A 26,123-nucleotide genomic window follows, 5' to 3' on the forward strand; every position below is an offset into this window, starting at 1 on the left:
GGGCCACATATCGTGCTCAGTCACAGCCGGGAGGGCGCAGCTCTCCTGTCCGGGCAACGCGCGAGTACCAGTGCGCGCTCGATTTGGGGGTGCGCTTCAGGGTGTCGTAGTCGACGTGGACGGCGCCGAACCGCTTGGCGTAGCCGTAGGACCACTCGAAGTTGTCGAGCAGCGACCAGAGGAAGTAGCCGCGCACGTCCGCCCCGTCCGTGATCGCCCGGTGCACCGCGTCGAGGTGGGCGTGGACGTAGGCGGCACGCTCCGGGTCGTGGACCGTGCCGTCGGGGCCGATCTCGTCCTCGTACGCCGCGCCGTTCTCGCTGACCACGAGCGGAAGCCCGGGGTACCGGGCGGCGGTCCGGGTCAGCAGGTCGTACAGGGCGTCGGCGTCGACCGCCCAGTTCATCGCCGTACGTTCCCCCGGCGCCCGGTGGAAGGCCACGCCCTCCGAGCCCGCCCACGGCGAGTGCTCGCTGTGGCCGTGCCCGTCCTCCTGCGGCACCGCGTCGCCCTCCGCCGCGTGCGCGACGACCGTCGGGGTGTAGTAGTTGACGGCCAGCAGGTCCAGGGGCTGGTGCACCGTGGCGGTGTCGCCGTCCCGGACGAAGGACCAGTCGGTCAGGTGTGCGGTGTCCGCGAACAGGTCCTCGGGGTAGGCGCCCTCCAGCATCGGGCCGAGCCAGATCCGGTTCCCGACGGCGTCGATGCGCCGGGCCGCCTCCCGGTCCTCGACCGAGGAGGTCAGCGGGCGCACCTCGTGGAGGTTGAGGGAGACCGTGACCTGAGCGTCCCCGGGCAGCGCCGCCCGCAGGGCCTGGACGGCGAGGCCGTGACCGACGTTCAGGTGGTGGGCGGCTTGCAGGGCGGCGACCGGGTTCGTACGGCCGGGGGCGTGGACGCCGGAGGCGTAGCCGAGGAACGCGCTGCACCAGGGCTCGTTGAGGGTGATCCAGTGCTTCACCCGGTCTCCGAGGGCGTCGGCCACCAGAGCCGCGTACTCGGCGAACCGCCCCGCGGTCGCGCGCTCGGGCCAGCCGCCCGCGTCCTCCAGGTCCTGGGGGAGGTCCCAGTGGTAGAGGGTGAGGGCGGGCGTGATGCCGGCGGCGAGCAGTTCGTCGACGAGCCGGCGGTAGAAGTCCAGGCCCTGCTGGACGGCGGGGCCCCGGCCGGTCGGTTGAACGCGGGACCAGGAGACGGAGAACCGGTAGGCGCCGAGGCCGAGTTCCGACATGAGACGGACGTCCTCGGGGAACCGGTGGTAGTGGTCCACGGCCACGTCACCGGTATGGCCTTCGAAGACCTTGCCGGGGGTGTGGGAGAAGGTGTCCCAGATGGACGGGGTCCGGCCGCCCTCTCGGGCGGCGCCCTCGATCTGGTACGCGGCCGTGGCCGTGCCCCACAGGAAGTCGGGCGGGAAGGTGCGGGTGGCCGTGAGCGGCCGGTTCTCGGACGCGGTCATAGGAGAGCGCTCCCAACGCAGGTTCGGACGAGGGTGAGGATGAGGCTGAAGCCGTGCCGGATGGCGCCGCCGGTGTCAGTTCTTGACGGCGCCGGCGGTGATGCCGCCCACGATGTGCTTGCCGAGGACGGCGAAGACCAGCAGCAGCGGCAGGGTGGATATGAGCGCCCCGGTCAGTACGACGGCCTGGTCGACGGTGTGGTTTCCCGAGCCGAGGCCGGCCAGGGCGACCTGGAGGGTGGGGTTCCCGTCGGGGGTCAGCGCGATGAAGGGCCAGAAGAAGTCGTTCCACGCCTGCACGAAGACGAGCATCCCGAGGACCGCCATCGCGGGTCGTGCCACCGGGAAGACCACGTGCCAGATGATGCGCATGCTGTGCGCGCCGTCCATCCGCGCGGCCTCCACCAGCTCCACGGGCAGGGCTTCGATGAGGTACTGGCGCATGAAGAACACGCCGAATGCGGCGACCAGCGAGGGCAGCACGACCGACTGCAGCTGATCGACCCAGCCGAGGTCGGTGATGATCTGGTAGAGCGGGATCACACTGAGCTGCGGCGGGATCGTCATGGTGGCCACCACGAGCGCCAGCAGCGCGCCCTTGCCCCTGAACGCCAGTTTGGCGAACGCGAAGCCGGCCAGGGTGGAGAACAGGACGGTGGACAGGGCCACGAGCCCCGCCACGACCGTCGTGTTGACCAGAGCCTCGCCCATGTCGACCTGGTTCCAGGCGAAGGAGAGGTTGTCGAACAGCCGGGGGCCCGGCAGGAGCGGGGCCGGAGCCTTGACGACGCGCTCGCCCGTATGGGAGGCGGCGACGAGGTTCCAGTACAGGGGGAAGAGAGAGACCAGGGCGGCGAGGCCGAGGAGGACATAGGTCAGCGGGCCGGCGTGGTGCTGGCGGCCGGCCGACGGGCGCAAGCGCCCGGCGCGCGGCGCCCGGGCAGTGGTCGTGTCGCGTGTGAGGCCCATGGGTTCAGCTCCCCGCCTTCGTGCGCATGCGGCCTGCGCGGACGCGGCCGCTGCCGCTGCCGCGACGGTGGTTCGAATGGGAGACCAGAGCCTGGAAGCCGCCGATGAGCAGGAGCAGCAGGAGCATGACCCAGGCGATGGCGGACGCCTGCCCCAGCGCGCCGGTCACCCAGCCCTTCTCGTACATGAGCAGGCTCAGCGTCTGGAACTGGTTGCCGCTGCCCCCGCTGATGCCGACACTGCCGCCGAAGAGCATCGGTTCACCGAAGAGTTGGGTGGCCCCGATGGTCGAGACGATGAGGGTGAACAGGATCGTCGGCCGGATCGAGGGAATGGTCACGCTGAGGAACTGGCGCCGGCGCGAAGCACCGTCCAGTGCCGCGGCCTCGTACAGGTCCTGTGGTACGGCCTGCATCGCGGCCAGGTAGATGAGTGCGTTGTAGCCGGTCCAGCGCCACGTGACGATCACCGAAATGGCGATCTGCGCGGGCCACTTGGAGGATTCCCAGGCGACCGGCTCGAAACCGGCCCAGCCCAGCACGGTGTTGATCAGCCCGTAGTCGGTGTTGAACAGCTGCGCGAAGACGAGCGTCGCCGCCGCGATCGAGGTGGCGTACGGGGCGAGCACCGCCACGCGGAAGAAACCGCGGCCACGGAGTTTGTAGTTGAGCAGGTGGGCCAGGCCGAGGGCCATCAGCAGCTGGGGCACGGTGGAGATCACGCCGATGGTGAAGGTGTTGGCGAGGGCGTTCCAGAAGAACGCGCTGCCCGCCAGGGAGGTGTAGTTCTCCAGTCCCTTCCACTGCGCGCTGCCGCCGAGTTCCACCCGGTGGAGCGAGAGCCAGCCCGTGTAGATCAGGGGGAAGAGCCCGAAGGCCGCGAAGGTGAGGAAGAAGGGGGCGAGGAAGACGTAGGGGACCGCCTTCAGGTCCAGGCGGTAGAGCGTGCTGCGCAGTCCGCCCCGGCCGGAGGGCCGCTGCTCGCGGGAGTCGGTGCCGGGGGTCGATGGCTGTACGGCGGGCGGCGGGGAGCCGCCACTGGTCGCCCGTACGGAGGTGGCCACGGGGGCGTCCTTCCAGGTCGATGCGTGCGCTGGTGCGGCGATGGGGAGGTGGCGGCGCGGTCCGCCGCCCTCCCGCGGGGAGGCGGGCGGCGGCGGGAGGCTGGCGGAGGCGGCCCGCCGGATGCCCGGCTACTTGTCGATCTTGTCCGCGACCAGCTTCCTGACGTTCTCCCAGGCCTTCGCCGGGTCGGTGCCGCGCTGCTCGATGTCGAGGATGCCGTTGTCGGTGAGGAAGGTCTTCACCTGTCCGTCCCAGCGGCTGATCGGGGCGGGCGTGATGCCGGCCGCGGCCTCCGAGTAGATCTTGCCGACCGGGGTGTCACCGAAGTACGGCAGCTTCGCGCCCTGCACCGCCGGAGAGCTCAGGGTGTCCTTGGAGGAGGGGATGTTGCCGTTCACGCCGAAGACCTTGGCGTGCTGGGCCGGAGCGGTGAGCCAGGCGGCGAGTTCGGCCGCCTCCTTGGTGTGCTTGCCCGACTTCGGGACGGCGAGGAACGAGCCGCCCCAGTTCCCGGCCACGGGCGGTGCGGCGATGTCCCACTTACCCTGGTTCTCCGGGCCCGCCTGCTCCTTGATGATCCCCGTCATCCAGCTCGGGCAGGCCACGGTGGCGAACTTCGCGTTCTTGAACGCTGCGTTCCAGGTTCCCTTCTCGTCGAACTGGCGGAGTTTTGCGGTCAGTCCACCCGTGGCCGCCGACACGGCGGTCTCCCAGGCCTTCTTCACGCCCGGACTGTTCTCGTAGTCCAGATCGCCCTTGGCGTTGGCGTACTGCACCGGCTCACTGGAGATCACGGCGTTGAACAGACCGCTCGCGGAATCGTGGAAGGAGGTCCCCTCCGGGGCGCTCTTCTTGTACGCCTCTCCGGTCTGGATGAACTTCGCCCAGTCGCCCGCCCAGAGCTTGGCGACCTCGGTGCGATCGGTCGGCAGCCCGGCCTTGGCGAAGAGGTCCTTGTTGTAGCAGATGGCCATCGGGCCGATGTCCGTGCCGAGGCCGATCACCTTGCCGTCGCCCGTCGTGGCCTGCTTGACCTTCCAGTCCAGGAACGCGCCGAGGTCCGCGCCGCCCGACGTGCCGAGGTCGGCCCACTTGTCGGCCATGGCGGGGCCGGTCGCCTCCGCGATGTAGCCGACCTCCAGGGCCTGGATGTCCGCGAGGCCGCTGGCGCGGGACAGGCGCAGCTTGAGCGTGTCCCAGTACTTCTGGGCGTCCGCGACGTTCGACTCTTCGATCTTGATGTTCGGGTGGGCCTTCGTGTACTCGGCGTAGAGCTTGGCCCCGGTCGCGTCGTCGTAGCCGAAGGAACCGAAGGTGCCGATCCGCAGAGTGATCTGCCCGCGGTCGGCCGCGCCGCCGCCCTTGCCCTCGTCGCCGTCGCCGCCGCAGCCGGTGAGCAGGGCCGCACCGATCGCCATGACGGCGACGGCGGCGACCGGATTCTTCGCGGTGCGGCGTCCGCGTCCGTGCGTGCTGCTGGAAGTACGCATTCCACTCTCCTCGTCCAGGGTGCTGCTCGATGGGTGCCGTGGGGGCCCGGCGGGCTGCGCGCGGTTCGGTCGGGAGCCCAGCCGGGGCCTGATGTGAAAGCCGTAGTCGCACCCTGCATGGGAGCGCTCCCACCAATTGCCGGAAGGTTGCTGCCTGACGGGTGTGAGTGTCAAGAGATGAAGGCGAATTCATTACGCGCAAGCTTCCGGAGGTAACCGGCTCCGCCTTGGGGTGCAGTGCCCCTGCCGGATCGTGTACGCGACCATGGCGGCGGGAGGGGATCGGAAGTATCGTGGGAGCGCTCCCACTCCCGTGCGGCGTAACGTATCCCCACGGCCAGGAGTCGGGTGTACCGTCCTGCCTTGCCGATCGGCGGACCGGGCCCGCGCCCGAGCGGAGTGCGCCCAAGTGGAGGGCGACGGCACACGAGGGGAGTCCAAGAGCGTGAGCGGACGGCAGAGCGGCCGCAGGCCCACTCTGGAAGAGGTCGCGGCCCTGGCCGGTGTCGGCCGGGGCACGGTCTCCCGGGTCATCAACGGTGCGCCGCGGGTGAGCGAGCGCGCCAAGGACGCGGTGGCCCGGGCGGTCGCGGAGCTGGGGTACCTGCCCAATCAGGCGGCCAGGGCGCTGGCCGGCAGTCGGACCGACGCGGTGGCCCTGGTCATTCCGGAGACCGAGGCGCGGGTGTTCTCGGAGCCGTACTTCCTCGACCTGATCCGCGGGGTCAGCGCCGAGCTGGCCGCTGCGGACAGGCAGCTGCTGCTCACGCTCGTCCGCACCGAGGCCGAGCGGCAACGGTTCGAGCACTACCTGGCGGCCCAGCGAGTGGACGGCGTACTGCTGGCATCCGTCCACGGGGACGACCCGCTGCCCGACCGGATCGCGCGGCTGGGCCTGCCGGTCGTCATGAACGGGCGGCGTTCGGAGGCCGAGCCGGTGGCCTACGTGGACTCCGACAACATCGGTGCGGGCCGGGCCGCCGTCGCCCACCTCGTCGGGCGCGGCCGGTCCAGGATCGCGACCATCAGCGGGCCGCTGGACATGTACGTGGCCCGCGCCCGTCTGGGCGGCTACCGCGCGGGTCTTGCCGAGGCCGGGATCCAGCCCGACGAGTCGCTCGAGGCGACCGCGGACTTCACGGAGGAGGGCGGCCGGCTGGCGATGCGCGAGCTCCTGGAACGGGCCCCCGGCCTGGACGCGGTCTTCGCCGCCTCCGACGTGATGGCCGCCGGCGCACGCGGCGTACTGCGCGAGGCCGGCCGGCGGGTCCCCGAGGACGTCGCGCTCGTGGGGGTGGACGACTCCACGGTGGCCCGATTGATGGACCCGCCCCTGACCAGCGTGCGCCAGCCCATCGAGGAGATGGGCCGCACGATGACCCGGCTCCTGCTGCAGAAGATCGCGGAGGAGTCCGGAGCCGACGAAGCCCCGGAACAGGGGGTGGGCGGGCAGCCGCGCCAGGTGCTCCCGACGGAACTGGTCGTACGCGATTCCTCCTGAGGCACTTCGGCGACCCCCCAGCCGCCCGCCACACCGAGCGTGCCGAGGGCCGGAACCCTACGTGCCGGTCCTCCCTTCCCGAGCGGCTGTGCGCAGTGCTGCGATGACGGCGGTGGTTGTCGGGTTCGGGCTGTCGCCGTGTCGGGTCGCGGCGAACAGGAGCCGTTGGATCGGGTGGTCCGCGATGGGGGACGTGCGGATTCCGGGGGTGGTCGGGTCGATGGCCATGCGGGGGACGAGCGCGGTGGCGAGGCCGGCCCGTGCGAGGGTGACCTGGGCGGCGATGTCGGCGGTGATGTAGCGGGGCGTGAGCGTGAAGCCGGCCTGACGAAAGCCTTGGAGGACGGCTTGTCCGCAGTCCGTGGCCGGCGGCGGTACGGCGAGATCGAGCGCGGCCAGATCGCCCAGCAAGACGGGCTGCTCGCCACCCTGGTCGGCTGCGGTGACGACCACCAGGGGGTCGTCGAGCAGTGGCGAGACGTTGACGCCCCGGGGCGCCGCGGCGGGCAGGTGGTGATAGCGCTGCCCCAGCACCACGTCGACGCTGCCGAGGGTGAGTTCGCGTAGTTGCGCCTGGTCGGTGATGAGACAGGTCACGGCGAGCTGCGGATGGCGGGAAGCGAGGGTGGCGAGCGCGGGGGCCACCATCCTGGCGACGGTGGACGGCAACGCGGCGAGCGTGGCGGTGGCGCCTACCGTGCCCTTGACCGCCTCGACGGCGTTTTCCGCCTCCTTCACGGCGGCGAGGATCCGGTCGGCGTGTTCGAGGAGGACACGGCCGGCCTCCGTCAGCGCGACGGTTCGCCCGTCGGGCCGTAGCAGGTCGACTCCCACGTCCTTTCTCAGTGCGGCCAGTTGCTGGGACACGGCGCCGGCTGTCAGCTCCAGTGAGCGGGCGGCCGCGGTGATGGAGCCCCGGGTGGCGACGGTCTTGAGCATGTGCAGGCGGCGGATATCGAGCATGACTCGATAGCTTAGCTAAAGGATCGCAGCAGAAAAGCTCCTCTTGACCTACCGGATTGCGGTGGGTGATCTTCAAGGCCATGGAAATCTTCCCGTGCATCGCCGCCGTGGCCAGCCCCCTCCATGACTTCGGTGACGAGTTCATGTCCGACGAGGCGACCGCCGAGACAGGTCTGCGCGCCGGGTTCGCCCCGGGCCGCGGCTTCTACTGCCGCGGTCGCTTCGGAGTGCTCGGCGAGGCGCCGGTCGCGGTGGTCCAAGCGGTACAGGGCTTCCTCGGCCCCGGGCTGGTGACCGGCGGCTGGCTGGCGGGGCAGCACGTGATGCCGGCGCTGGAGGCCGCCGCCTGCTACGCGCAGGCCGTCCGCGCCTGGGGGCGGGCGCACATCCCCGCCGACGTCGACGTGGAGCACTTCAACCACCTGGCACGACAACTCATCGAGGCAGCCGACACCACCGCACTGCCCCTGTTCGCCGGCTGGCGCGCGCAACCGTGCCCCGACGGCGACCCGGTGGGAGCGGCCATGCAGCGCGTACACGTACTGCGCGAACACCGCGGCGCCTGCCACCTGGCCGCGGTGCGCGGGGTCGGGCTGAGCGCCGAAGCCGCCATGGTCATCAACCTGGGGGTCGAGCAGGCAGCCCACTACGGCTGGCCCCGGCCGCAGCCCGCCGAAGCGGCCGACATCCCCCGACTGCAACGGGCGGAGCGAATCACCGACGAGATGCAGGCACCGCTCTATGCCCAACTGACCCACCGGCAGCGCACCGAGTTCGCTCGACTCGTCGAGGCACTGACCGCCCCCTGAACGGGCCGAGCACCAAGGCGCCAGAGCGTTCGTGCCCGCGTCCGCCACCACGGCGCCGATCCGGCGGCCACGGGGAGGCCCGTGCCCGATCTCCACCCCCCTTTCCACCCTCGGGTCCAGGCGTGGCGAAGGGCGCCGCAGCAGTCTGGAGGACATGACAACAACCGAGTGGATCACCGACATCGCCCTCGTCCTGATCGTCTTCCGGCAGCTGCGGGAGGGCCGTCTCGACCACAAGACCTTCCTGGTCCCGCTGGCGATCGTGGCCTTGACGGCCTATTCGTACCTGGACTCCGTCCCCACCGCCGGCAACGACCTCGTCCTGATCGGGGCCCTGACGGCGGTGGGCGCCGCGCTCGGCATCGCCGGCGGGGTCTACACCCGCATCCGCACCCTCGACGGGGACCTCCTGATCAAGGCGGGCGCCGTGTCGGCGGTCCTGTGGATCGCGGGCATGGGGGCCCGAATGGGCTTCCAGATCTGGGTGGAGCACGGCGGCGGCGCCGACGACGTCGCCCGCTTCAGCCTCGCGCACCACATCACCAGCGGGCAGGCGTGGGTCGCGGCCTTCGTCCTCATGGCACTCACCGAGGTCGTCACCCGGGTGGCCACGATCTACGTACGCAGCCGGGCGGTGCGGACGGCCCCGACCCGGCCCGTGCTCGGCACCACGGTCTGACCGTGCCGTATCTTCGGCCTGTGCCCGCAGACCAGAGCGCCCCGCACCCCGGCGACGACATCGGCCGGGGTGCGGGCACGCGTCCCGTACCCGGGCACGACCCGCGCCTGCAATGGGTGGTCTCCCTCGCGGTCGTCGCGGTGGGAGTCCTGACGATCCGGCCCGTGGGGCTGAGCGGCCGGGGCCTGGCCGTAGCCGCACTCGTCGTGGTCAACTCCGCGGCGCTGCTGGCCCGTCGGCTGCCCGAGCACAAGGTCCCGCCGCGCCTCGCCCTCATCTGGCTCACGCTCGGGGTCGTCGCAGCTGCTGCCTTGATCGGCCTGAGCAGCAGCGGAACGGGCTACCTCTTCGCTTTCATACTCGCCGGCCACATCGGATACCGGCTGGACACCCGGCAGGCCCTCGTCCTGGCGGGGTTCTGCAGCCTGCTCTGCGGTGCCGTGCTGTACCTGCGCCTGGGACCGGGGCACGAGGTGCTGCCGTGGGTGTTCGGCCTCACCGCCGGCGCCCCGGTCCTCATCGGCATCGCCAACCGCAGTCAGCGGCAGGCCGTACGGGCGGCGATCGACGCCGCCGAGTCGGCCGAACGCGCCGCCCGCGCCGAGGCGCGCACCGCCGTGCTCACCGAACGGGGCCGGATCGCCCGGGACGTGCACGACGTCCTGGCGCACTCCCTCGCCGGGATCAACATGCAGTTGGAGCTCGCGGACGCGCTGATCGACACGGGGGACCTGGAGAAGGTCCGAGAGGCCCACGCCAAGGCACACGGCCTCGTCAAGGAGAGCCTGAAGCAAGCGCAGTGGACCGTGCACGCCCTGCGGGAGGACGCGCTGCCGCTGCGGGAGACCCTCGCCTCGATGCTCGCGTCCTCGGGCCACCGGGACGCACTCACCGTCACCGGGGCCGTGCGCGAGTTGCCCGCCGATGTGGTCCGGTGCCTGTTGCGGATCGCCCAGGAAGCCCTGACCAACGCGGCCCGGCACGCGCCCGGGGGAGCCGTCTCGGTCGAGCTGGCGTTCACCCCGGCATCGACCGTGCTGGGAATCCGCAACCGCCCCGCCACCCGACCTGTGCTCCCGGGTGAGGGCAGCGGGATGGGACTGATCGGCATGCGTGAACGTGTCGCCCAGCTGGGGGGAACGCTCACAGCGGGCCTGGCCACCGAGGGCCCGCACCGAGGCGACTGGCAAGTGGAGGCAGTGATCCCGCAATGACCGGAGACGCAGTGCAGGAGCAGCAGTTGAAGGTGGTGGTCGCCGACGACCAGGCCGCGGTCCGCGAACCGCTGGCCGCGGTCCTCGCCCTGGCCGAGGGCATCGAGGTCGTCGCGGCCGCGGCGAACGGCACCGAGGTACTGGCGGCCGTCGCCGCCGGCCCGGTGGACGTGGTGCTGATGGACTTGCGGATGCCCGTCATGGACGGCATCGAGACGACCCGCCGACTGGCCGTCGAGGCCCCGCAGGTCGCGGTGGTCGTCCTGACCACCTTCGCCGACGACGACTCGATTCTCGGCGCGCTGGGCGCGGGAGCCCGGGGCTACCTGACCAAGAACGCCGGACGCCAGGACATCACCCGCGCGATCCGGGCTGCGGCCGCCGGTCAGTCCGTACTCGACCGCGAGGTCCAGGAACGCCTCCTCGCCACCGCCAGGACCAAGGCGCCCCCGCTCGAAGGGCCCCTGCCCGAGGACCTCACCCCCCGCGAACGCGAGGTCCTCGCGCTGATCGGCGAGGGCCTGCCCAACCGGGGCATCGCCGAGCGGCTCTTCATCAGCGAGGCCACGGTCAAGACGCACATCAACAACCTGTTCGCCAAGGCCGGGATCCGTGACCGCGCGGACGCCGTCCGCCGCGCCATCGCATCGGGCCTGGCCTGACCCGAACCGACCCGCCCCGGCCTGCGGCCTCACGCGCCGGTGGCGCGGCCTGCCGTGTGGTCAGGTGGCGTTCTTGCGGTGGCCGTCAGGCCCCGACAGGTCTTGCCGGGCCGCCTGCTCGCGCAGGGCCCGCAGGAACGCCGCAACGTGCGGGCGTTCGCCGTGCCGGCCGATCGTGGCCACGCCGATGTACCGGGTCGGAGCGGGCGCCTTGACCGGGACGACGCGCACGCCCGGCACGCTCGGGTGGAGTGCGATGGAGGGGATGAGGGAGACGCCCATGCCCGCGGCGACGAGCGAGCGGGCGAAGAAGTAGTCGGTGGTGCTCCCGCGGACTTCCGGTGTGAAGCCCGCTCGCTCGGCGTAGCGGTGCAGGTACGCCTCGGTCTTGAGACAGCCGAGGATCCAGGGCTCGGCCGCCAGTTCGGCGATGTCCAGCGATTCGCGGGTGGCGAGCGGGTGCGCCTGCGGAAGTACGACGTGCAGCGCGTCCTCCAGCAGCGCGGTCCAGGTCAGGCCGGTGTTCGGGCCGGGCCCGAGGGGCAGGGGGCCGTCGAAGTGATAGGCGAGGGCCAAGTCCACGGCGCCTTGGCGGACCAGGGGCAGGGTGGTCTCGGGCTCGCCTTCCCGGACGTGGAGGAGGGTACGGGGACGGACCGCCGTGAACCGGGTCAGCGCGCCGGGCAGCAGGTGCCGGCCGCCGGTGCTGAACGTGGCCACGGTCAGCTGCGTGCGGCCCGAGCCGAGCTGCTCCACCCGCTGCCTGGCATGTGCGAGTTCGGCCGCCACGGACTCGGCGGCACCGACCATGATGCGGCCGGCCTCGGTGAGGGTGACCCCGCGCGTGCTCCGTACCACGACCTCGACTCCGAGGCTGCGTTCCAGCAGCGCCACGTGCTGGGAGACGGCGGAGGGCGTGAGGCGGAGCGCCGCGGCAGCCTTGGTGAAGCTGCCCTGCTCCGCCACGGCGCGCAGTACGCGCAGCCGCTGCACATCGATCAACAGTTTTCCTTAAAGCGCTTCCAGTAGGTGATCACTTCTGCTGATCACGATAGGCGCCCAGAGTGAAGGCATGCAAAGGATTCTCGTCATCGGCGGAAGCCGGTACTTCGGAAAGCTCCTGGTCGAGCGTCTTCAGGCGGCAGGGCACGAGGTCACGGTGATGAACCGGGGCTCCGGCCGGCCGCCCGCCGGCGTCGAGCACCTCCTCATCGACCGCGACGACGAGGAGGCGCTCGTCGCGGCCCTCGGCTCCCGCACCTTCGACGTGGTCGTCGACCAGGTCTGCTACACGCCCGTTCAGGCGGCGATCGCCGCCAAGGTCTTCGCGGGCCGCACGCGCCGCTACGTCATGACCTCCACGATCGAGGTGTACGACCCCGCGACCGCTGCGCTGCCCGCCGTGCCACCGGGCCACGGGGCGCCGGAGGAGACCGTGGACCCGGCCGCCTGGCTCGTGGCCATGGACCTGCCCTGGCACGAGGCGGCCTACCTCGCGGGACACTACGCGGAGGGCAAGCGGCAGGCGGAGGCCGTCCTGGCCCGGGCCGGTGGCTTCACGTTCGCCTGCGTGCGCAGTGCGCACGTACTCGGCGGCGGCGTACGGGAGTTCACCGGCCGGTTGGCCCACTACACCGAGCGCATTCGCCGAGGCGAAGCCGTCGAGGTGCACGAGGACCCGCTGCCCACGGTGTTCATCCACCACGCCGAACTGGCGGCCGTACTGCTCTGGGCGGCCACCGGCAGTGACTTCGCCGGGCCGGTCAACGCCTGCTCCGACGGGCTGCTGGACGTGCGCGACCTCGCCGCGACGGTTGCCGCCGCCGTCGGCCGCGAACCCGTCTACCGGATGGTCGCCGCCGGCGCGCCGGCCTCGCCGTTCTCCTTCGACCGCTCCTACGCAATGAGCAACGCCCGCGCGAAAAGCCTGGGTTACCTGTTCTCCCGCACCGCCGACTGGCTTCCCGGCGCCGTCGCCGAGGCCCTCGCCGCATCCCCCGCCATCCCCACCACCGACTGAGGAGCACCCCACCATGCAGTACCGCGCCATCGGAGACACCACCGTCAGCGCCATCGGGCTGGGCGCCATGCCGCTGTCCATCGAACACCGCCCTGACGAGGGCCGGGCATGGCCATAGCCACCGTCCACGCCGCACTCGACGCCGGCGTCACACTCGTCGCGGGCCCTGGCCCGTTACGGCGGCGACACCTCCCACGTCCTGGCCGCCACCAAGGGTGGGCGCGCTCGACCCGGGGACGGGAGCTGGACCGTCAACGGCGACCCGGACCACCTCAAGCGCGCCGCCGAAGCCTCCGCGAAACGGCTGGGCGTCGAGGCGATCGGCCTGTACCAGCCAGCCCCTTCCCGAACCTTGAAGGACCACATCTGCCCGGCCTGGTCGCCTGCCACGGCGCTCCGAATTCCCGCACAGTCCGACCGGGACGCGGCGCAGGCGCGATGATGGAAGCATGCTCTGGTCACCTCCAGCACTCACCGAGCTCCGGACCCGGGCAGGGGAGGAGCTCCTACGCCGAGTGGCGGGCCCCTCGGCGCACGACAAGCGTGCGCGCATCCACGGCGCTCCCGGTCCGCGCTGGTTCGAGCCCGGCAGTCCGATCAGACTCGTGCACGCGGACGCGTCGATGTACGTCGGCGGACTGGCCGCGCTGCTGCTGCAGTCCCTGCACCCGCATGCGATGGCGGCCGTCTGGGCGCACTCCGGATTCAGGGGAGACCCCTGGGGCCGGCTCCAGCGGACCAGTACGTTCCTGGCTGTCACGACGTTCGGTACGGACCAGGACGCTGCTCAGGCGGTACGTCGGGTGCGTGGCGTCCACGACCGGATCAGCGGGGTCACGTCGCAGGGCGAGCCCTACCGCGCCTCCGACCCGCATCTCCTGGCCTGGGTACACGCCGCCGAGGCGGAGTGCTTCCTGCGGGCCTACCAGCGCTACGGGCGCCGGCCCCTGAACCGGGCCGGGCAGGACGCGTACGTGCGCGACATGGCGCTGGTCGCCGCCCGCCTGGGCGCCGAGGACCCGCCCGCCACCCGCGCGGAGCTGTCCGCCCGCCTCGCCCGGTACCGCGGAGAGCTCCGCTCCACCGCGGAGTCGCGCGAGACGACCGAGTACCTGCTGTCGCATCCTCCGCTGCCGAGGGCCGTACGGGTTCCGTACGCCCTCCTGGCCGCCGCCGCCGTGGACCTCCTGCCCCCATGGGCGAGACGGCAGCTGTCCCTTCCCCTCTCGGCACGGCTCCTGCGGCCCTTGGCCGGGGTCGGAGGCCGTGCGGTGATCGCCGGGATCCGGTGGGCCACGCCGCCGGTACCCGCGGCCGCGGCCCCGGACGCCGGTAGCGCTCTGCCGTAATCCGGACCGGGCGGCGCGGTGGGGAGAGGATGCTCAGGCACGCGCTTCCCGGCGATCGAGCAGGTGACACCCGCCAGGGACGGCTCCGCACAGACCGTGTAGACGCCAATTCGGTGCAGAACCGCTGCGACTTTCGCTAACGTCTCATTTCGGTCATTCTCGACTCGTCGGTGCTGTACAAGCGACTGATCCCAGGAGTGGCCATGGACCTTCGTGATGAACTGCCGGTCGATCATCCCCTCAGCCGCGTCTACCGGGTCGGCGCTGCGCTGTGCGGGCTCCTCCTCCTCGTCTTCGGATGCCTCGGCTTCGCCGGCAGCCTCTCCTCCTTCGACACCGCCGGGCAGCGCATCGCGGGGATGTCCACGAACGGGCTGCTGAGCACCATCTCCGTGGTCTTCGGCTTGCTCCTCTTCGTCGCGGCTCTGATCGGCGGCAACGTCGCTTCGAGCGTCAACATCGCAGTCGGGGTGCTGTTCGTGCTGAGTGGCTTCGTCCACTTGTTTCTCATCGGGCGGCCGGGCAACATCCTCGACTTCGGTATGACGAACGTGATCTTCAGCTTCCTCATGGGCCTGCTGATCATGACCTTCGGCATGTACGGCCGAGTCAGCGGCGGTCTCCCTCACGACAACCCCTACTGGCAGCGTCGCCACCGTGGCGACACGACGCCGGAAGCCGAAGCCACCCAGAGCGTCCTGGCGGGCGGCACCGCGCAGCCCCAACTGCCGAGGCGGTAGCTCGTGGACGGCGAGGCGCCCCGCGTGCTGGTGGTCGGTGCCACGGGCGAGCTCGGCACTCACGCGGTCCACGGCCTGCTGGCCCGCGGGGCTCAGCCCGCCGTGGCCGGGCGTGACACCGCCCGACTGGACGCTCTGGCGATCCGGACCGGCTGCCCGGCCTTTCCCATCGATGCCTACGACCTGGACGGCTGCGCCCGAGCGGCACCTCGGGCGGCCGCCGCTCTCGGCGGACTCGACGGAGTTCTGGTGGCCGTCGGCGTTCCCGCGTTCGGCAGTGCGGACTCCGTACCGGACGCGGTCGCTGAACACCTGATGACCGTCAACGCGCTGTGCCCCATGGCTGTGCTCCGCGGAGCGGTCCCCGTGGTGCGCGACGGCGGGTTCCTCGCCGCGATCACGGGCGCCATCGTCGAAACGCCGCTCATGGGAACCGCTGACTACGCGGCCGCGAAATCGGCGCTTTCCGTCTGGCTCGGAGTGGTCTCCCGCGAAGTACGCCGCCGTGGCGTGGACGTCGTCGACGCACGACTGCCCCATATGGATACGGGGTTCACCACGCGCGCCATCGCAGGGAGCCCACCGCGTCTCCCGGCCGGCGCGGATCCGGCCACAGAAATGGCGGCACTGCTCGACCGCCTCCTTAGACATCTCGCATCCGCTCGCCGGTAATCCCCGAACGGCCCCGAGAACCGCTCGTGTACTCGCGGCGGGTTCCACCCCCGCCCGGGCCGCCGCGGCGTGCGCCTCGTTCAGGGCCGGCCCTCCGCACGCGTGGTGAGGCGGCCGGCCGCTTCGAGCCGGGCCAGGCGATGGTGTTCGCGCCGCGCCCACCGCCGGACCCGGTCGGGGCGCAGGGGGGCGCCGTGGCCCACGTGCAGGGCGGTGGGGTCGAGGTCGAGCATCGCCTGGAGACTGGCGAGATTGCCGACCGGGTCGTCGTGGAAGGGCGGGTTGGCGGGCCTTCCGGGGATGAGGCCCATGAAGGAGTTGGCGACCAAGTCGCCGGCGACGAGGTCGCCCTCGTCGGTGAGGACGGAGACGGAGCCCGCGGTGTGCCCGGGGGTGGGCATGACGCGTCCCGCGACACCGAAGTCCTCCAGGCTGGTCGCGGCGCTGATCAGCACGTCGGGCTCGAACGGTTCGGCCTGGACGTGGAGCTCCTTGCGGCGGGCCATCGCGCGGCCCATCGGTCCGGTCGGCAGGTATGGCGCGCGGGCCCGGCCGCCTCGGTACGGTCCGAGGTCGGCGACGTGGGCCGCGACGGGCGCGCCGGTGAGGCGGTGCAGCTCGGCGGCGGAACCGAAGTGGTCGATGTGGCCGTGGGTGATGACGATCAGCGAGACGTCGGCCGGGTCCACCCCGTACTCGGTGATCCGGTCGATGATCCGCCGGCCGCTGCCGGGCGTCCCCGAGTCGACGATCACCGGCCGACTGCCCAACAGCAGGTAGGCGTTGACCGCGTGCCGGCCCAGGACCGGGATCGGGAGGACCTTCGTACGGGACATGGTGTGCTCCAGTGTGTCGCGGCAGCCCGTGTGCGGGCATGCTTGAGATCCGCCGGGCGGCGATCGAGAGTGCGCGGTACGTCCGGCCGGGGGGCGGGGGAGTGGATGGCTACCGGAAGCGGCGCCGGTACTCCGCGGGGGTCGTTCCCAGCCTGCGCTGGAAGGAGCGGTGCAAGGTGTCCACCGAGCCCAGACCGCTGACCGCGGCGGTCTCCGGCAGGCTGTGGTCGCTCTCCTCCAACAATCGCCGGGCGGCCTCCAGTCGAGCGGCCTCCACGTAGGCGGCAGGCGTGGTGCCGGTGCGCTGACGGAACACGCGCGTGAAGTGCCGCACGCTCAAGTGCAGGCGCTCGGCGAGGACTTCGGCCGACAGGTCCTCGGCGAGGTGGTCGGCGATCCACCGCCGCAGGTCGTCGATCCGGTCGTCGGCGGGAGCCTCGTCCTGTACGGAGAGCGGCACGCTGAACTGGCTCTGCCCGCCGGAGCGCTTGACGTACATGACCATCATCCGGGCGGCGGCCAGGGCCACTGCCCCGCCGTGGTCCTCGGCGACCATCGCGAGCGCCATGTCCATCCCCGAGGTGACACCGGCGCAGGTCCATACGGGTCCGGAGCGGATGAAGATCGGGTCCGGGTCGACGGTGACCTGCGGATGCTCCGCGGCCAGCCGGGCAGCGGTCAGCCAGTGCGTCGTCGCGCGCCTCCCGTCGAGCAGCCCGGCAGCGGCAAGGAGGTGGGCGCCGGCGCAGATCGAACCCGTCCTGCCGGCCCGCGGAGCCGCCCGCCGCAACCATGCGGTGACCTGGGCGTCGACCACCGGCTCCACCGCGCCGTCGGCCAGGTCGATGGCACCGGCGACGAGCAGGGTGTCGACCCGGCCGTCCACCTCGTCGAGGGCCAGGTCGGCCAGCAGCCGGACCCCACTACCCGTCGGCAGTTCGCCACCATCGGCCGTCGCGATCCGTACCTGGTAGGCGGGCCGGTCGCCGCCGAGGACCCGGGAGGCGACGGAGAACACCTCGGCCGGGCCGGTGACGTCCAGCAGCTCCACCCCGGGAAAGGCGGCGATGACGACTCTGTGCGTTTCGGGCATGACCTGATCATCACGTCCCTCCCCGATGGCTGCAATGACGAGGATGCGGCACATCCGGCCATCCCGAGCCCCATCCGCCCAGCTGGCCGAGACTGTTCTTCACGTGTCTCCACGTGTCTCCGCGTGTCTCCCCGTGTCTTCACGCGCCAGTGCCGGGATGCATGATTCAGCCGTAGCGAGATCGCCCCGTCACGGCGCAGTAGTCTGATCCATGCATGGGGTCGGACGGCCGAGAAGGGGGCGAGGTGAGAGCGGCACGGGCTTTGGCGACGCTGGACGAGGTGGACGTCGGTGACCACGTCTGCTGGCGCGTCGACGCGGCTGCTCCCTTTCCTGGTACGGCACGGGCGTACGTGGCCGACGGGGCCCTGTACGGGGACAAGATCGTGGTGGTCGGGGCGGTCGGCGGCGTTGCCGGGGACACGTTCCGGGCCTCGGCCGCGGTGGTGCTCGATCTGCCCGACCCGGGGGATGCCGACTCGGTTCTGGCGGCGGTGAAGCGCGAAGCCCGTACCGCAGCCCGAGAGGGTTACCGTTCGGTACGGGTGCTTGCCGAGCGGATGCCGGTGACGGAGCCCGGTGCGGCGCACGACCTCATGGCCCAGGAGCTCAGGCTCGACGAGTTCGCCTCGGAGTGCGGCGCGATGGTGGTGTGCGCGTTCCGTCCGTCCCAGTGGCAGGCGGATACGCTGGAGTACGTGGCGAGTGTGCACCCGCATGAGATGGGCACACGTGCAGAGCGTCCGGCCTTCCGGATGTTCAGTACGGGCGTCGGCAGCTGGAGCGTGGACGGGGTGATCGATTCACAGGGGGCGGCGGCGTTCAATGCCGCGCTTCGCGCGGCGTTGCGGTACACGCCGAGGATGAGGCTGTGTTTCGGGCGTCTGCAGATGATCGACGCCGCCGGAATGGGAGCCTTGGTCGAGGCGGCGAACCACCTTCCCGGACGGCACGTCGTCGTGGAGGGTGCCAACGAGACCGTGCGGCTGTGTTGGGAACTCGCGGGGTACGCCGCGCCTGGTGTGCCGGTGGTGATGGCCGTATGAGCACCACCCAGCCGCCCGGGGCTCCCGAGTCGGCAGCCCGTAGCGAGGCCCGTTTCCGCCACGAGCTGTACCCGTACCGGGGTCAGGACCAGTTCATGACCGGCACCCTCGGCTACATCCGTGAGGCGCTGGAGGCCGACGAGGCGGTGGTCGTCGCCGTCCCCGAGGCCAGGGCAGCACTGCTGCGGGGCGAGCTGGCCGGCGAGCCCGCCGTAACCTTCGTCGACACCGCAACGGCCGGACCCAATCCGGGGCGGCTCGTCGCCGCCTGGACCGCCTGGCTGGAGGGGAGCGGCGAGGGAGGCCGGCCGGTACGGGGTGTCGGCGAGACCGCTTGGAGCCAGGCCCGCAACGCCGCCCACCTCTCGGAGCTGCGCCAGCACGAGTGGCTGCTGAACCAGGCCTTCGCGCGCAGCTCCGCGTGGTCGATGCTGTGCCCCTACGACGCCACGGACGGGGACCAGGCCGCGCTGAGGTCCGTCTCCCGCTGCCACCCGCTGATCCACGAAGACGGCCGGAACACACCCAACGGTGACTTCCTGGACGCCGGACCCTACCCGTTCGAGGTACTGCCCGCCCCGTGCGATCCGTACCAGGAGGTCAGCTACACGTACGGGGACCTGGCCGCGGTCCGCTCGAAGGTCGCCCAGTGCGCGTCCGACGCGGGCGTCTCCCAGGAGCAGCAGGCGAAGCTCGCCGTCGCCGCCACCGAGATCGCCACGAACAGCATCCGCCACGGCGGGGGCTCCGGAACCCTGCGTACGTGGGCCCAGGACTCGGTGTTCCTGTGCGAGTTCCGGGACGCCGGATACATTGCCGACCCGATGGCCGGCCGCATCCGGCCGTCGGCCCGACAGCTCGGCGGCCGCGGCCTGTGGCTCGCGCACCAGCTCTGCGACCTGGTCGAAATCCGTTCCACCCCCGAACAGGGCACCACCGTACGCCTCCACATGGACGTCCAGGCGCGCTGACGCCCCGGAGACGAAGGCCGTGCCAGAGAGTCTCCGGGGGCCCGGCCAATTCGAGCCCCACGGCGGGCGCGATATCAACCCGAAGGACCATCCGCATGACCGTCAACGCGACGTTCCTCTCCGACGGCGTCCGCCGCGAAGTCACCCTCGCCCAGGTCCAGCGGGCAGCCGCCGAGCTGGTGCCCGCGCACAGCTCCACCTTCAGCAAGAACCAAGCGTGGTTCGCGCTCGTGGGAGGCGGCCTGCACTACGTGGTCGCCCTCCTGAAGGAGGCCACCGGCCATGAGCCGTCCACCGCGGAGACGGCCCGCCTGGCGCTGCACTACCTCGGCTTCCCCGTGCTGGCTCTGGCGTACGGGAGCCTCCTCGCCGACGGGCACCCCGCTCACCGCGAGTGACGCGGCCCGAACGCCCAGGGGCCGCCCGGCCCGGTTGGCTGTTTACGTTGAGGGCTGCCGTCTGGTGAGGGGCGGCAGCCCTCAGGTGAGAGCCGGGCGGCGGGGCGTCAGCAGGTGACGGTGACCTCGTGCACGACCGGGCGGGGGGTCCAGGGGAAGGAGGCCACGCCGAACGTGCCGCGGACCGTGGTGCCACAGGGGACGGTGCTCGCCGGGCCGCGCACTTCGAGCGTCGTGGTGGTGAAGAGGACAGGCTTGTCCTGCGTGAGGGGCGGGGCGCCGGCGCCTACGACCTCGGAAGACAGCGTGGTGGACAGCTCCTTCGGAGCCGGCGCCGGGCTGCCGGGGGAGGGCGGCCCGGCGAGGCTTACCTTGCCGTAGAACTGCACCGTAGTACCGGTGACCTCCGCGCACAGGCGGGTGAGCAGGCCGGCCTGGAGGCCCGAGTTCCCGCAGGTGGTCACGGTCTGGTCGGCGGCGGCCGCAGGGGTCGCGGATGCGGGGCCGGCGGCCAGAACGGTCAGACCGGCGACGCCGACTGCGAGAAGGGCTAAGCGGTTCATGGGGACGTGCTCTCCTTCGTGTCCTTGGTTGATGCGTGACGGATCATCGACCCGCCTTATGTCATGTGATATTTCACATGACATAAGAATGGCGGGTGATCACGTCCTGAACTCCGCCTGTCAGAGGGGTGAAAACTCCGAAGACCCACGCGTCGCCGGGGACCGGGCCGTCTTCCGCGCCGAGGTCAGCGGCCGCCACCATGACGTCTGAATCCAACAAGGAGGGAGCAACACAGGTGCTGCTACGTGATGTCGAGTACGGGGACGTCGACGCCTACGTCCGGATGCGATGCGACCCGGTCATGATGGCCGAGCTCGGCGGCCCGCTGCCTCGCGAAGGCATGGAGGCGAAGGTCCGACGTGATGTTCTACGAGTGGCAGCGGACTCCGACTGGACGAAGATGATCGTGCCCGATGAGGCGGAGCCCGACGTGGTAGCGGGAACCGTGACCTTGTGGCCCCACGAGGCGGACGGCGAGCGCATCTCCGAGATCGGCTGGATGGTGCTGCCGGAGTACCAGGGGCAGGGACTCGGGAAGCAGGGCGTCCGCAAGGTGCTTGAGTTGGCACTCGACGATGGCCGGTGGGGGGTGATACACGCATTCCCCGCAACGACCAACGCCCCGTCCAACAGCATCTGCCGCACGCTCGGCTTCCGGTTCCTGGGTAAGCAGGACGTGCCCTTCGCCGGTCGAGTCCTGCATACCAATCACTGGGCCATCGACCCTCGCACCGACCTGATCTGACCTGACAGCGGGTGCGGGGGACGCGGCGGCCTCAGCGGGTACTGGGCACGGCGCGCACAAGAAACGGGGCCGGGACCGCTCCTGCGGTCCCGGCCCCGTCGCCTGGGGCGGGAAGTCTCAGTGCTTGAAGGTGTCCTTGACCTTCTCCTTGGCCTCGCGGGCATCGCCCTTGGCCTGATCCGCACGGCCCTCGGCGGTCAGCCGCTCATTGCCCGTCAGGCGGCCAGCGGTCTCCTTGAGCTTGCCCTTGGCCTGCTCGCCCTTTGCCTCGGCCTTCTGCTCACCAGACACAGCTGATCACTCCCTCTTCGATGGAACGCCTTACAACGCCCGTATGACCGCTGGATGCTTTCCCAAACAGCTGCGCTCCTCGGAGAGTCGGCGGGGCCGGTCCGCGGGTATGAGCGCGTGACGGCTGCCCGCGGACGGTGCACGCCGATGCTCCGTCGGGACAGGTCGTCTTCCTCGGATCGGCGAGCCGGACGAGCCGGCCGGGGTCCGCACGTGGCTGGGGACGGGTCAGGGTTCGTCGTCGTAGGCGATGGCGGGGTCGAGGGCGTGGGGCCGGTGGTGGGCAGGCCTTGTCGCATCGCCGCCTGTGACGTTGTGGCGCCCGTCGTGGGGATCTGGCGGATGTGCGGCTGGGGTGTGGATGGTGAAGACGGGGGCGGTGCCGGTGAAGTCGAGGAGTCGGGTGAACTGCGGGCGGGGCTCGTGGAGGACGAGGGTTTTGCCGGAGGTGGTGGCGGCGTGGTGGAGGTCGAGGAGGAGGTGCAGGGCGGAGCTGTCGCAGAAGGTCAGGGCCGAGAGGCCGACGTCGAGGCCGGTCGTACTGGCGTCGAGGGCTGCGCTCAGGGCTTCCCGCACCTCGCCACAGTTGTCCGCGTCGATCTCGCCGCTGACCTCGGCTCGCGTCCGTTGCGGCCCGGGGCGGACGGCGACGGAGACCATGGGTACGGCGGGGTCGCGCTCGCGGTCGGAGTAGGTCATGGCCTTGCTCCTTTCAGCAACCGGGTCGACTTGTGCGGGGCGGACGGCATGGGTTCAGCGAGGCTCGCGCGGTCATGGCCGTGAGGGCTCCAGATCTGCGAGGAGCCTGATCAGGTGCGCGATCTCGTGCGGTCCTTCGGCCGGGTGGCGGAAGAGGGTGCCGTCGGCGACCTGGTAGTGGTTGCGGCGGCCGTTCCGGGCACGGGTGAGATACCCGGCCGTCTCCAGATCGGTGATCACGGCCCGGACGGCCCGCTCGGTGATCCGGCAGGCCTCGGCCATGTCCCGCATCCGTACCTCGGGATCCCGCAGCAGCATCGCGAGGACCCGTGCATGGTTGGTGACGAACGTCCAGCTCGTCCGTGACTCCATCGTCTCCATGCCCGCAATTATAGGAACTGGGAAACCGGTTTTTCCAGACCTCCTTCTCGCCCGGCTCCCTTCTCGTCCAGGAGCGCCGCGACTACGTCCGGGACAACCGAGCCGACACCGCCACAGCGCGCCCGAAGCCGGGGCAGGGGCCGTGCGCGCTGGTGCACCCTGCTCCGCTGGACCGGTGCTGCACCGTTGTTGCAGGGACGGTCGACTGTGGCCATGTCGGAGGGGTGGGGCCCGGGAGCCAGGGGGGTAGGCCGTCCGCCCACCGGAAGGGGACGACGAGGAGCCGAATGGTCCGATCCAGCTGGTGCAAACAAGTGCAGGCCGGGTGTGCGAGAGCGTCGCGATCATCTCCCCACCGTGTGCAGACCCCGATCGGCGCCGACGCCGGTCACCCCCACGATGTCGAGTAGGACGGACTTCCCAGTGGCCGCTTTCCCTGGAGTGTTTGGTGTTCCCACCGGAGAGTTGTCTCCGGTGGGGCAGAGGCTGCGCGTCTTGCTGAGTTCCGATCGCGTCGTCGGCGACCTGCGGTCCTACTTCGGTATCGGTTTGCCACCCGACGCAGCGCCGTTCACAGGCGGCCGGTTTGAGCATCTGGCGGGTGGGGGAGACCGGTCGGAGATCGCCGACCGGGTCACCGCGGAGGATCTCGTCGCGGTGCAGACCCTGTCGGTCACCGTTCCGGCACCCGTTGCTCTGGACGTCCTTGAGGGCCGCCTCGGCGTGCAGCTGTCCGGTCTGCTGCGCGCCGTGCCCACGGGCATCGACATGGTCGACGCCGACGCATCGGTCCTGGCGGACGGCTCTCCGGCAGATCAGGCATGGAGGCTGCTCTGCGAGCAGCGCGGGGTCAACTGGGTCATCGCGGGCAAAGTCCTGGCCAGAAAGCGCCCCCGACTGCTCCCGGTCTACGACCGAATCGTCCGCTGCGCCGTCGGTCGGCCGCCGTCCTTCTGGCTCGCTCTCCACACCGCCCTGCGTGGCGCGGTCTGGCGCCACCCGTCGACCCCGACCCCACCGAAGCCCCCGGCGTGATGGCTGATGTCGAGGCGGCGTGGCCGGGCTTGCTCAAAAGCATGAGGCGTGCCGCGAGCCCGTCTCGTACCATCGGCCTGCACCGATCCGTCGAGTATCTCCAAGGACTCTGTGAATCACTCCGATCTCCGTTCCAAGGCTCCCTCCCTGGCCGCTGGCATGGCAGCCTCCGATCACAGCCCGGACATTCAGCTGTCCCAGACTCGCCACCGCGCCACGGTGGTGGCGAGCTGGCAAATCGCGCCTGGCACAACTGTCTTGGAACTGGGTTGCGGGCAGGGCGACATGACCGCTGTCCTTGCGGAGGCGGTGGGACCCGAGGGGCGTGTGGTGGCCGTCGACGTGGCCGCACCCTCCTACGGGTCGCCGGTCACGCTCGGGGAATCGGCGGCCCGGCTCGCAGCGGGCCCCCTCGGGCCTCGCATCGACTTCCGGTTCGGCACCGATGTCCTCGACCCGGCAGTCGACTTCCCTGAATGTACTTTCGACCACGTGGTGCTCGCGCATTGCTCCTGGTACTTCGCATCGGTGGCGCAACTGCGGGACACTCTGGCCCGGGTACGGCCGTGGGCGCGGCGGCTGTGCTTCACCGAGTGGGATGTGACGCCCGCATCCGGCGATCAGCTGGCGCACCTTCTTGCCGTGCTGATCCAAGGACAGTGCGAGGCCGCAGGATCGCATGGTCAGGGCAACGTCCGCACGCCCTTCTCCCGTGAAGCGCTGCTGCGGCTCCTGCCCGGGACGGGCTGGACGGCCGACGGCAGCCGGTCGGTCGATACGGAAGGGCTTCAGGACGGCGACTGGGAAATCGCTGCCGGTCTCAGCCTGGCCGAAACGCAGGAGCGACTGGCAGTGCTGCCCGAGCCGGTGCGACAGCTCCTTCTGACCCAGGTCGACGTCCTGCGGGCCATCGCCAAACCGCACGGCAATCGCCCCCTTGCCGCGTACTCGGTCACCGCGCGCTGATTAAACGTCCCGGCGGCAGGCCCTCCGGACCGAAGCACCCCAAGGGTGTCGGGGACGGGCTCGGACCGCGCTCGCCTTCCCCGTACGCCCCGTTCGCCGCGAACTCGGCGACGTCGACCACCCGTAGGGTTACGCCGCCCCGCCCCCGCCTCGCTCAGGGTCCTCCGGGCTTACGCCGACGGGCCGGATCCGGGGCGGAGCCTTCCGACGGCCCTGCAGCCGCCCCACCAGCCGGTGCCGGAGCCGGTGCCTTCGGAGCCTTCCGAGCCATCAGCGCGTGCAGCAGGGCCGCCGCCAGGACCAGTACGGAGATCCCGCCCAGCAGGACCCGCGGCGGCGAGGCCGCGGCGAAGCCCACGAGGGCGGCCCCCAGTGAGGCGGCCGTCAGCTTGAGCCCCGCCCCGAGTGTGAACACCTGGGTCCGCACGGCGTCGGGTGCGTACTCGGAGCGGATCCGGAGAGTGGCCGTCAGCAGGGGCCCGTCGCACACGCCCGCGACGGTGAACAGCACCGCCGCGACGGCGACCGACGGCGCGAACGCGGCCGCCGCGAGGGCCACTCCGGTGCCGGCCATGGCCCATCGCGCCAGCACTCCAGGCTCGACGGCCGTGATCCGGCCCAGTGTCAGGGAGCCGGCCAGCGCACCCACCGCGAAGGCCGTCATCAGCACGCCCCCGGCGCCCGGGCTGCCGAGCCTGGAGGCCAGCAGCACCGAGGTGGTGGTGAGCGTGCCGATGCCGACGAATGCCAGCGTCGTGGCCGAGGTGATCGCCCGCAGCTCCCGGATCTGCCACAGGGCCGACAGCCCGGCACCCAGACCGGCCGGAGCACTTCCGGGCACGGCGCGGTCCGGCCGCGGTGTCTCGTACGGGAGGGTCGCGGCGAGTGCCGCCGCCAGCGCGCCGGCCAGTGCCAGGACCGCCATGGCGGAGGCGGCCGAGCCCAGCGCGGCGGCCAGGCCCACCACGGCCGGAGCGGTGACCGCCGCGGCGTTGTAGGTGGACGCGTCCCACGCGTACGCGCGGTCCCGCCCGGCACCCGCCGGCACGAGAGCGGCGACCAGGCTGGACATCCCACCCGTCACCATCGGCCCGCAGCTGCCGCCCAGCAGTGCGACCACGAGGACCAGCGGCGCCGGGGCCCGGCCCAGCAGCACGGACAGCGCCGCCACCGCACAGCCGAACCCCGCCAGCGCCCCCACGTGGAGCAGCCTCGGCCGCCGGGTCCGCGCCGCGACCGCTCCGGCGAGCGGAGCGGCGAGTACGTGCGGCGCGAGCCAGGCGGTCAGGACGAAGGCCCCGTGCGCGGCACTGCCCGTGCGCTCCAGCGCGAGCAGGACCAGCGCGAGGCTCGTCCCCTCGGAGGCGAACCGCGCGGCCAGCGCGGCGGCCAAGTACCGCCCGAACGCGTGCATTTCGTGGCCCCCAGCCATGTGTACGTGATACCGGCACACGACGTTACGCGTGCTGACCGTGGCGCGGCCGACCGGTGCCTGATGCCGGGGCGC

Annotated in this window: 28 protein-coding genes and 1 pseudogene; 16 read left to right on the forward strand and 13 right to left on the reverse strand. The window is 71.3% G+C overall.

The window, feature by feature from the left end; all coding sequences use genetic code 11:
• Positions 1–16: 16 nt before the first annotated feature.
• From ACS04_RS34265 to ACS04_RS34280, 4 genes are all read right to left on the reverse strand, one after another.
• The gene (locus tag ACS04_RS34265; RefSeq protein WP_048480779.1) at positions 17–1,459 is read right to left on the reverse strand and encodes a GH1 family beta-glucosidase; all 1,443 of its coding nucleotides are present in this window, start codon (positions 1,457–1,459) and stop codon (positions 17–19) included.
• A 75-nt stretch (positions 1,460–1,534) separates the two neighbouring features.
• Positions 1,535–2,428, reverse strand: a complete 894-nt coding sequence (locus tag ACS04_RS34270; protein ID WP_048480780.1) for a carbohydrate ABC transporter permease — start codon at positions 2,426–2,428, stop codon at positions 1,535–1,537.
• Between the two features lie 4 nt (positions 2,429–2,432).
• The gene (locus ACS04_RS34275; RefSeq protein ID WP_048480781.1) at positions 2,433–3,491 is read right to left on the reverse strand and encodes a carbohydrate ABC transporter permease; all 1,059 of its coding nucleotides are present in this window, start codon (positions 3,489–3,491) and stop codon (positions 2,433–2,435) included.
• Between the two features lie 129 nt (positions 3,492–3,620).
• Complete coding sequence (locus tag ACS04_RS34280; protein ID WP_048480782.1) at positions 3,621–4,982, reverse strand: ABC transporter substrate-binding protein; 1,362 nt, start codon at positions 4,980–4,982, stop codon at positions 3,621–3,623.
• 445 nt (positions 4,983–5,427) lie between these two features.
• Between ACS04_RS34280 and ACS04_RS34285 the strand changes: the two genes are divergently transcribed.
• Entirely contained in the window at positions 5,428–6,483 is a 1,056-nt protein-coding gene (locus ACS04_RS34285) for a LacI family DNA-binding transcriptional regulator (RefSeq protein WP_048480911.1), read from the forward strand.
• A gap of 57 nt (positions 6,484–6,540) precedes the next feature.
• Here the strand turns inward: ACS04_RS34285 and ACS04_RS35675 are convergent, their stop codons facing one another.
• Positions 6,541–7,446 carry a LysR family transcriptional regulator gene (locus ACS04_RS35675; RefSeq protein WP_053081108.1) on the reverse strand — a complete coding sequence of 302 codons (906 nt, stop codon included), beginning with the start codon at positions 7,444–7,446 and terminating at the stop codon, positions 6,541–6,543.
• A gap of 80 nt (positions 7,447–7,526) precedes the next feature.
• On the opposite strand from ACS04_RS35675, the gene ACS04_RS34295 reads away from it, so the two are divergent.
• From ACS04_RS34295 to ACS04_RS34310, 4 genes are all read left to right on the forward strand, one after another.
• Positions 7,527–8,255: a helix-turn-helix domain-containing protein gene (locus ACS04_RS34295; RefSeq protein ID WP_158977813.1), complete on the forward strand. Its 729-nt coding sequence runs from the start codon at positions 7,527–7,529 to the stop codon at positions 8,253–8,255.
• 154 nt (positions 8,256–8,409) lie between these two features.
• Positions 8,410–8,934 (forward strand): hypothetical protein, encoded by a 525-nt coding sequence (locus tag ACS04_RS34300; RefSeq protein ID WP_048480783.1) that lies wholly within the window; start codon positions 8,410–8,412, stop codon positions 8,932–8,934.
• 2 nt (positions 8,935–8,936) lie between these two features.
• The gene (locus ACS04_RS34305; RefSeq protein ID WP_048480784.1) at positions 8,937–10,148 is read left to right on the forward strand and encodes a sensor histidine kinase; all 1,212 of its coding nucleotides are present in this window, start codon (positions 8,937–8,939) and stop codon (positions 10,146–10,148) included.
• Positions 10,145–10,810 carry a response regulator transcription factor gene (locus tag ACS04_RS34310; RefSeq protein WP_048480785.1) on the forward strand — a complete coding sequence of 222 codons (666 nt, stop codon included), beginning with the start codon at positions 10,145–10,147 and terminating at the stop codon, positions 10,808–10,810. Before ACS04_RS34305 ends, ACS04_RS34310 begins: the two co-directional genes overlap by 4 nt.
• A gap of 60 nt (positions 10,811–10,870) precedes the next feature.
• Here the strand turns inward: ACS04_RS34310 and ACS04_RS34315 are convergent, their stop codons facing one another.
• Positions 10,871–11,812, reverse strand: coding sequence for a LysR family transcriptional regulator (locus ACS04_RS34315; RefSeq protein WP_048480786.1), 942 nt, complete (start codon positions 11,810–11,812; stop codon positions 10,871–10,873).
• A gap of 70 nt (positions 11,813–11,882) precedes the next feature.
• Between ACS04_RS34315 and ACS04_RS34320 the strand changes: the two genes are divergently transcribed.
• From ACS04_RS34320 to ACS04_RS34340, 5 genes and pseudogenes are all read left to right on the forward strand, one after another.
• Positions 11,883–12,830, forward strand: coding sequence for an NAD-dependent epimerase/dehydratase family protein (locus ACS04_RS34320; RefSeq protein WP_048480787.1), 948 nt, complete (start codon positions 11,883–11,885; stop codon positions 12,828–12,830).
• 13 nt (positions 12,831–12,843) lie between these two features.
• Positions 12,844–13,164, forward strand: a pseudogene (locus ACS04_RS38810) (aldo-keto reductase family protein); the annotation flags it as partial.
• Between the two features lie 115 nt (positions 13,165–13,279).
• Positions 13,280–14,179 (forward strand): oxygenase MpaB family protein, encoded by a 900-nt coding sequence (locus tag ACS04_RS34330; RefSeq protein WP_048480788.1) that lies wholly within the window; start codon positions 13,280–13,282, stop codon positions 14,177–14,179.
• Between the two features lie 203 nt (positions 14,180–14,382).
• Positions 14,383–14,919, forward strand: a complete 537-nt coding sequence (locus ACS04_RS34335) for a DUF4383 domain-containing protein (RefSeq protein WP_048480789.1) — start codon at positions 14,383–14,385, stop codon at positions 14,917–14,919.
• Between the two features lie 3 nt (positions 14,920–14,922).
• Positions 14,923–15,591, forward strand: a complete 669-nt coding sequence (locus ACS04_RS34340) for an SDR family NAD(P)-dependent oxidoreductase (RefSeq protein ID WP_048480790.1) — start codon at positions 14,923–14,925, stop codon at positions 15,589–15,591.
• A gap of 80 nt (positions 15,592–15,671) precedes the next feature.
• Here ACS04_RS34340 and ACS04_RS34345 read toward each other — a convergent pair whose 3' ends face one another.
• A complete protein-coding gene (locus ACS04_RS34345) occupies positions 15,672–16,427 on the reverse strand; it encodes an MBL fold metallo-hydrolase (protein ID WP_048480791.1) in 756 nt (251 codons plus the stop codon).
• A gap of 109 nt (positions 16,428–16,536) precedes the next feature.
• Positions 16,537–17,520: a GlxA family transcriptional regulator gene (locus tag ACS04_RS34350; RefSeq protein WP_048480792.1), complete on the reverse strand. Its 984-nt coding sequence runs from the start codon at positions 17,518–17,520 to the stop codon at positions 16,537–16,539.
• A gap of 281 nt (positions 17,521–17,801) precedes the next feature.
• Between ACS04_RS34350 and ACS04_RS34355 the strand changes: the two genes are divergently transcribed.
• From ACS04_RS34355 to ACS04_RS34365, 3 genes are all read left to right on the forward strand, one after another.
• Positions 17,802–18,566 (forward strand): MEDS domain-containing protein, encoded by a 765-nt coding sequence (locus tag ACS04_RS34355; protein ID WP_342449613.1) that lies wholly within the window; start codon positions 17,802–17,804, stop codon positions 18,564–18,566.
• Entirely contained in the window at positions 18,563–19,537 is a 975-nt protein-coding gene (locus ACS04_RS34360) for a sensor histidine kinase (RefSeq protein ID WP_048480794.1), read from the forward strand. Before ACS04_RS34355 ends, ACS04_RS34360 begins: the two co-directional genes overlap by 4 nt.
• Positions 19,538–19,632: 95 nt before the next feature.
• Complete coding sequence (locus ACS04_RS34365) at positions 19,633–19,935, forward strand: hypothetical protein (protein ID WP_048480795.1); 303 nt, start codon at positions 19,633–19,635, stop codon at positions 19,933–19,935.
• 107 nt (positions 19,936–20,042) lie between these two features.
• On the opposite strand, the gene ACS04_RS34370 is transcribed toward ACS04_RS34365, so the two are convergent.
• The gene (locus tag ACS04_RS34370; protein WP_048480796.1) at positions 20,043–20,498 is read right to left on the reverse strand and encodes a hypothetical protein; all 456 of its coding nucleotides are present in this window, start codon (positions 20,496–20,498) and stop codon (positions 20,043–20,045) included.
• Between the two features lie 236 nt (positions 20,499–20,734).
• On the opposite strand from ACS04_RS34370, the gene ACS04_RS34375 reads away from it, so the two are divergent.
• Positions 20,735–21,244 carry a GNAT family N-acetyltransferase gene (locus ACS04_RS34375; protein WP_048480797.1) on the forward strand — a complete coding sequence of 170 codons (510 nt, stop codon included), beginning with the start codon at positions 20,735–20,737 and terminating at the stop codon, positions 21,242–21,244.
• A 117-nt stretch (positions 21,245–21,361) separates the two neighbouring features.
• Here the strand turns inward: ACS04_RS34375 and ACS04_RS37170 are convergent, their stop codons facing one another.
• The 3 genes from ACS04_RS37170 to ACS04_RS34385 all read right to left on the reverse strand — a co-directional run bounded on the left by ACS04_RS37170 (position 21,362) and on the right by ACS04_RS34385 (position 22,615).
• Positions 21,362–21,535: a CsbD family protein gene (locus ACS04_RS37170; RefSeq protein WP_078865645.1), complete on the reverse strand. Its 174-nt coding sequence runs from the start codon at positions 21,533–21,535 to the stop codon at positions 21,362–21,364.
• 228 nt (positions 21,536–21,763) lie between these two features.
• Positions 21,764–22,234, reverse strand: coding sequence for an STAS domain-containing protein (locus ACS04_RS35680; RefSeq protein WP_053081111.1), 471 nt, complete (start codon positions 22,232–22,234; stop codon positions 21,764–21,766).
• A gap of 72 nt (positions 22,235–22,306) precedes the next feature.
• Positions 22,307–22,615, reverse strand: coding sequence for a MarR family transcriptional regulator (locus ACS04_RS34385; RefSeq protein WP_107438785.1), 309 nt, complete (start codon positions 22,613–22,615; stop codon positions 22,307–22,309).
• Positions 22,616–23,089: 474 nt separating this feature from the next.
• On the opposite strand from ACS04_RS34385, the gene ACS04_RS34390 reads away from it, so the two are divergent.
• Complete coding sequence (locus ACS04_RS34390; RefSeq protein WP_245236694.1) at positions 23,090–23,650, forward strand: DUF6308 family protein; 561 nt, start codon at positions 23,090–23,092, stop codon at positions 23,648–23,650.
• 111 nt (positions 23,651–23,761) lie between these two features.
• Positions 23,762–24,616 carry a methyltransferase domain-containing protein gene (locus ACS04_RS34395; protein ID WP_048480798.1) on the forward strand — a complete coding sequence of 285 codons (855 nt, stop codon included), beginning with the start codon at positions 23,762–23,764 and terminating at the stop codon, positions 24,614–24,616.
• A gap of 154 nt (positions 24,617–24,770) precedes the next feature.
• On the opposite strand, the gene ACS04_RS34400 is transcribed toward ACS04_RS34395, so the two are convergent.
• Positions 24,771–26,048, reverse strand: coding sequence for an MFS transporter (locus ACS04_RS34400; protein ID WP_245236695.1), 1,278 nt, complete (start codon positions 26,046–26,048; stop codon positions 24,771–24,773).
• Positions 26,049–26,123 lie beyond the last annotated feature (75 nt).

Origin of the sequence: Streptomyces roseus (assembly GCF_001044425.1) — a bacterium.
Classification (GTDB): Bacteria; Actinomycetota; Actinomycetes; order Streptomycetales; family Streptomycetaceae; genus Streptomyces; species Streptomyces roseus.

Bases quoted from the DNA above. Each gene is read 5' to 3' on its own strand.
- ACS04_RS34265 (WP_048480779.1), bottom strand. From the start codon at position 1,459: ATGACCGCGTCCGAGAACCGGCCGCTCACGGCCACCCGCACCTTCCCG.
- ACS04_RS34270 (WP_048480780.1), bottom strand. From the start codon at position 2,428: ATGGGCCTCACACGCGACACGACCACTGCCCGGGCGCCGCGCGCCGGG.
- ACS04_RS34280 (WP_048480782.1), bottom strand. From the start codon at position 4,982: ATGCGTACTTCCAGCAGCACGCACGGACGCGGACGCCGCACCGCGAAG.
- ACS04_RS35675 (WP_053081108.1), bottom strand. From the start codon at position 7,446: ATGCTCGATATCCGCCGCCTGCACATGCTCAAGACCGTCGCCACCCGG.
- ACS04_RS34295 (WP_158977813.1), top strand. From the start codon at position 7,527: ATGGAAATCTTCCCGTGCATCGCCGCCGTGGCCAGCCCCCTCCATGAC.
- ACS04_RS34300 (WP_048480783.1), top strand. From the start codon at position 8,410: ATGACAACAACCGAGTGGATCACCGACATCGCCCTCGTCCTGATCGTC.
- ACS04_RS34310 (WP_048480785.1), top strand. From the start codon at position 10,145: ATGACCGGAGACGCAGTGCAGGAGCAGCAGTTGAAGGTGGTGGTCGCC.
- ACS04_RS34320 (WP_048480787.1), top strand. From the start codon at position 11,883: ATGCAAAGGATTCTCGTCATCGGCGGAAGCCGGTACTTCGGAAAGCTC.
- ACS04_RS34330 (WP_048480788.1), top strand. From the start codon at position 13,280: ATGCTCTGGTCACCTCCAGCACTCACCGAGCTCCGGACCCGGGCAGGG.
- ACS04_RS34335 (WP_048480789.1), top strand. From the start codon at position 14,383: ATGGACCTTCGTGATGAACTGCCGGTCGATCATCCCCTCAGCCGCGTC.
- ACS04_RS34345 (WP_048480791.1), bottom strand. From the start codon at position 16,427: ATGTCCCGTACGAAGGTCCTCCCGATCCCGGTCCTGGGCCGGCACGCG.
- ACS04_RS34350 (WP_048480792.1), bottom strand. From the start codon at position 17,520: ATGCCCGAAACGCACAGAGTCGTCATCGCCGCCTTTCCCGGGGTGGAG.
- ACS04_RS34360 (WP_048480794.1), top strand. From the start codon at position 18,563: ATGAGCACCACCCAGCCGCCCGGGGCTCCCGAGTCGGCAGCCCGTAGC.
- ACS04_RS34365 (WP_048480795.1), top strand. From the start codon at position 19,633: ATGACCGTCAACGCGACGTTCCTCTCCGACGGCGTCCGCCGCGAAGTC.
- ACS04_RS34370 (WP_048480796.1), bottom strand. From the start codon at position 20,498: ATGAACCGCTTAGCCCTTCTCGCAGTCGGCGTCGCCGGTCTGACCGTT.
- ACS04_RS35680 (WP_053081111.1), bottom strand. From the start codon at position 22,234: ATGACCTACTCCGACCGCGAGCGCGACCCCGCCGTACCCATGGTCTCC.
- ACS04_RS34385 (WP_107438785.1), bottom strand. From the start codon at position 22,615: ATGGAGACGATGGAGTCACGGACGAGCTGGACGTTCGTCACCAACCAT.
- ACS04_RS34400 (WP_245236695.1), bottom strand. From the start codon at position 26,048: ATGGCTGGGGGCCACGAAATGCACGCGTTCGGGCGGTACTTGGCCGCC.